The 4,746-nt window shown below is 62.8% G+C and carries 3 protein-coding genes and 1 pseudogene; all 4 read right to left on the bottom strand.

Annotated elements, in window-relative coordinates; genetic code table 11:
• Nucleotides 1-1,789 (bottom strand): annotated as a pseudogene (locus tag BGN91_RS05635) (elongation factor G); the annotation flags it as partial.
• 238 nt (nt 1,790-2,027) lie between these two features.
• Nucleotides 2,028-2,510, bottom strand: coding sequence for a DUF992 domain-containing protein (locus BGN91_RS05630; RefSeq protein ID WP_292611285.1), 483 nt, complete (start codon nt 2,508-2,510; stop codon nt 2,028-2,030).
• A gap of 161 nt (nt 2,511-2,671) precedes the next feature.
• Nucleotides 2,672-3,235 (bottom strand): DUF992 domain-containing protein, encoded by a 564-nt coding sequence (locus BGN91_RS05625; RefSeq protein ID WP_292611284.1) that lies wholly within the window; start codon nt 3,233-3,235, stop codon nt 2,672-2,674.
• A gap of 190 nt (nt 3,236-3,425) precedes the next feature.
• Entirely contained in the window at nt 3,426-4,628 is a 1,203-nt protein-coding gene (locus BGN91_RS05620) for a pyridoxal phosphate-dependent aminotransferase (protein WP_292611282.1), read from the bottom strand.
• Nucleotides 4,629-4,746: the final 118 nt, after the last annotated feature.

Genomic DNA, 4,746 nt, shown 5'->3' with positions numbered 1-4,746 from the left:
CCCGCCGCGCCGACAGGATAGCGTTGATCTTCGCCGTCGCCTCGCTCGGGCAAACGATCTCGACCACATGGATCGGCTCCAGCAGCACCGGCTGACATTGAGGCAGGGCCTCCGTCACGCCGATGCGCGCCGCGGTGCGGAAGGCCTGATCCGAGGAGTCGACACTGTGATAGGAGCCATCGATCAGCGTCACCTGCACATCGATCACCGGAAAGCCGAGCGGGCCGCGCGAGAGTCCGTCCACCACGCCTTCCTCCACCGCGCCGATATAGTTGCGCGGCACCGCGCCGCCGACGATCTTGTCGGCGAAGACGAAGCCAGAACCGCGCGGCAGCGGCATGATTTCCAGAACCACGTCGCCGAACTGGCCGTGCCCGCCGGACTGTTTCTTGTGGCGTCCGCGCTGGGTGATGGATTTGCGGATGGTCTCCTGATAGCCGATCGCGGGCGGGTGCGATTTCACGTTGACGCCGAAACGATCGTGCAGTCGCTCCAGCGCCACCCGCAGATGCATCTCGCCCTGTCCCCACAGCACGGTGTCGTGGGTCTGCGCATTGTGAACGACGGCAAGCGAAGGATCTTCCTCGTTGAGCTTGGCGAGAGCCTGCCCGAGCTTGACGTCGTCCTTGCGGTCTCCGGCCGCGAGCGCGATCGCCAGCACCGGCGCGGCCGCTGCGACGCTGATCAGCGAAGGCGGCGCGACCCTGGCGGTCGTCAGCGTATCGCCGGTCTTCACGGCGTCGAGCTTGCCGAACGCGATCATCCCGCCGGCTTCAGCCGATGCACGCTTGGTCTCCTGCGCGCCGGTCGCAGCGAGAATGCCCGAGATTTTTCCGCCCTCGCCCGACGATGCCAGCACCGCACCGCCATCGTCGAAACGGCCTGTCAGCACCCGCGCCAGCGACAGCTTGCCGCCATGCTGAAGGTGCACGGTTTTGAACACGTAGGCCAGCGCCTCCTTGCTGTCGGCCATTCCCATGCGCTTCGCGGTCGCGCTGATGCCGGGAGCCTCGTGCCGCAGCGCCTTCATCAGCCGCAACACGCCGTTCTCGCGCACAGCCGAACCGAGCAGCACCGGGCAGATCTGGCCTTCACGCAATTCGCGTGCGAGGTCGTCGAACACAGCATCACGTGGCGGCGGGATATCCTCGAGCAATTGCTCCATCAGCGCATCATCGTGATCGGCGAGCTTCTCCAGCATCGAGAAGCGCGCTTCCTTTTCGCGGTCGAGATCGCCGCCGTCCAGTTGGACCACTTCGGAGGCCATGTGTTCGCGATAGACGAAGGCGCGCTCCAGCGCGAGATCGACGAAGCCGGCGATCAGGTCGCCGTTCCAGATCGGTATCTGGCGCAATACCAGCGGCGTCCGTGACGCCGGCTGCAACGTCGCCAGCGTTTCGCGAATTCGCTTGTTGGCCTTGTCGATCTTGTTGAGAAACAAAAATCGGGGAATGTTCTGGTCTTCCAGCTCACGCAGGATGATTTGCAACTGCGGCAGCTTGCGCTCATCGGCCTCGCATACCACAACGGCGGCATCGACCGCGGGAATGGCCGTGCGCATGTCGTGGGCGAATTCGATCGAACCCGGACAGTCGATAAAGGAATAGGTTTCGCCCATGAAGCTGGTGGTGGCCGAGGTCAGCCCGACGCCCATCTTGTGCTGGCGTGCTTCGGCACTGGCATCGCCGACGCTGGTTCCCTGATCGACGCTGCCTGCTTTGGGGATTGCGCCCGTTCGGGCAAGGATGGCCTCAAGAAGTGTGGTTTTCCCGCTCTGGAAAGGGCCCACCAGCGCAATGCACCGGGGACCCGATGCCTGGGTGCCCTGGGGGGTTCCTTGTGGACCTCTGAGGTCTGGTCCCATTGCCGCCTCCTGATCTGGAAATCGGCCCATGATTGGGTCGGCACAATGATGCTCCTCCCGCGCCCCGGTTTTGGCAAGCGGGAAAACATCGTGCGACAAGGTGAGGCGTACAATCGCGGTTTCAACCACTGCGAGGGAGCCGACCCGGACTCACCAAAAGTTGTCAACGCCCTGGACGCAATTCCAGCGCGGCGAGACCAGCCGCAATGTTGAGGCCGACCTGTCCCTGTATGCTAAGCGGTTGCAGGGCGATCGAATTGGCGGACCCGCCGATCAGCACATTGCCGCCGAGTCCGACGCCGACCGAAGCGCTGCCTTGCGCACCCGCATAATTGCCGGAGAGATCGCCGGGGCCGAGTTGCGCCACCGGGGCGTAGACGGCCCAGGCCAGCGCCGATTCCTGGGTAATGCCGAGATCGACGCCGACTTTGCGGATCGTCGCGACATAGCGATCTTCGGGCAGGCCATCCATGTGAAACACGCAACCAAGATTGGTCACCGAACCGACGATAAATCCGACGCTGGCTGCGCCGCGGCATTCGAGAACGCCGACCTTGACGCGCTCAGCGGGCTGCTGCGCAAGAGCGCCCGCAAGCGACATAACGAACGCCACTGCGGCGCCCGTCAGAACTGGAATACCGCGCATGGAAAACCCCGAATGAAAGTCTTGATGCAGAAAGGACCGCCACACTTACGGCGTGAGTTTTTATTGCACATCGGCCCGCCTCTCGCCAGACGCGAACTTGCGGTCATGAACACCAAAAAAGAGGCCCGCTTTTCGCGGGCCTCTTCGGTCGTCCAATCCGATTAGTGATGATGGCGATGGTGATGCCGATGATGATGATGACGGCGATGGGAATGCCGATGCCGCTTGTAGCGAGGCAGCGCACGCATGTCCGCCGGGCGCAGGTCGACGTCGACGATGCCGGCCACGGCACTGAGGCCGGTCTGGCCCTGCAGGCTCAGCGGCTGCAGCGAAATCGAATTGTCGGATCCGCCGACCAGCAGGTTGGCGCCAATGCCGACGCCGACCGTGGCGTTCGCGCCCACTCCACCGAAGTGACCGGCCAGCGCACCGGGGCCGAGCCTGTGGCTCGGCGCATTGACCACCCAGGCGAGCCCGGTCTGCGCCGTCACGCCAAGGTCGAGGCCGAAACGCTGCACCCGCGCGATATAGGGTTCAAGCGGCGCGCCGGAATTACTGCGGAAGACGCACTGCAATTCCGTCGTCGAGCCGACCACATAGCCCACGTTCTGGCCGCCCTCGCATTCGAGGATTCCGGCCTGAACCTGACGATGTTGGGCATGGGCGCCGGCAACCGACGCCATGAGCGTCACGGCGGCCACGGCAAGAAGTCTTGGAAAGCGCATGAGTTGAATCTCCGCGTGTGGATTGAGAAAGGCGTGTGGACATGATGGAACCGGCGTGTCCAAAACAAGGCGGCGCGCCATCAAGGCATCAAAATGCCCGGAACGTTGCTAAAACTTAATGAACCCTGCACAGCTCGATCCGGCGTGCGCAGAGCTCAGTTCGATAATGACGTGACGCCGCTGCCCGATGTCAGCGCAGGTCGCCGCAGAAACGCTGGATGCGTTTGCACGCATCCTCAAGGTCAGCGGTTTTGGTCGCATAGGAAATGCGGAACGCCGGCCCTAGACCGAACGCCGACCCCTGCACGACCGCGACGCCTTCGGCCTCCAGCAGCTCTGTGACAAAATCCTCGTCGGTCTCGAGTTTCTTGCCCGACGGCGTGGTCTTGCCGATGGTCCCGGCGCAAGACGGATAGACGTAGAACGCGCCTTCCGGCCGCGGACAATCGATTCCCTTGGCCTGGTTCAGCATCGCCACCACGAGATCACGACGCTCCTTGAACACCTTGTTGTTCTGGGAAATGAATTCCTGAGGTCCGTTCAGCGCCTCGACGGCCGCCCATTGCGAGATCGACGACGGGTTCGACGTCGATTGCGACTGGATCGTCGCCATCGCCTTGATGAGTTGCGCAGGACCGCCGGCATAGCCGATGCGCCATCCGGTCATGCAGTAGGCCTTGGACACCCCGTTCACCGTCAGCGTGCGATCGAACAGTTTCGGCTCGACCTGCGCCGGCGTAGTGAATTCGAAGTTGTCATAAATCAGATGCTCGTACATGTCGTCGGTCATCACCCAGACCTGAGGGTGCTTCACCAACACGTCGGTTAGGGCTTTCAGCTCGGCGCGCGTATAGGCCGCGCCGGTCGGGTTCGACGGCGAGTTGAGAATGATCCACTTCGTCTTTGGCGTGATCGCCCTCTCCAGCGCGTCGGCCTGCAGCTTGAAACCGAACTCCGCCGTGCAAACGACAGGCACGGATTCGCCCCCTGCCAGCGCGACCATCTCGGGATAGCTGACCCAGTACGGCGCGGGAATGATCACCTCGTCGCCCGGATTGATCGTCGCCATCAGCGCGTTGTAGAGCACCTGCTTGCCGCCGGTGCCGACGATGATCTCGCTGGGCTTGTAGGTCAGGCCATTCTCGCGCTGGAACTTGGCGATGATCGCCTGCTTCAGCTCGGGGATACCGTCGACCGCCGTATACTTGGTCTTGCCTGCCTCGATCGCATGGACGGCGGCGAGCTTGATGTTGGCCGGAGTATCGAAGTCGGGCTCGCCCGCGCCGAGACCGATGACGTTCCGTCCCTCCGCTTTGAGCCGACGCGCTTTATCCGTGACCGCGATCGTCGCGGACGGCTTCACACGATCAAGCGCAGCGGCGAGAAAAGGCATTATCGTCTCCATACCGGCGCCGTGATCCATCGGTGCCGCGATTGTCCAACTCTTCATGACGAGATCGACGCACACTAAAACGCGTTCCGCTGCACCGCAAGAAAATTGGTTATAATTT

This window comes from Nitrobacter sp. 62-13, assembly GCF_001896955.1.
In the GTDB taxonomy this organism is placed as follows: Bacteria; Pseudomonadota; Alphaproteobacteria; order Rhizobiales; family Xanthobacteraceae; genus Nitrobacter.
The sequence above is the reverse complement of the archived record's forward strand: the minus strand, read 5'-3'. Positions and strand labels throughout refer to the sequence as shown.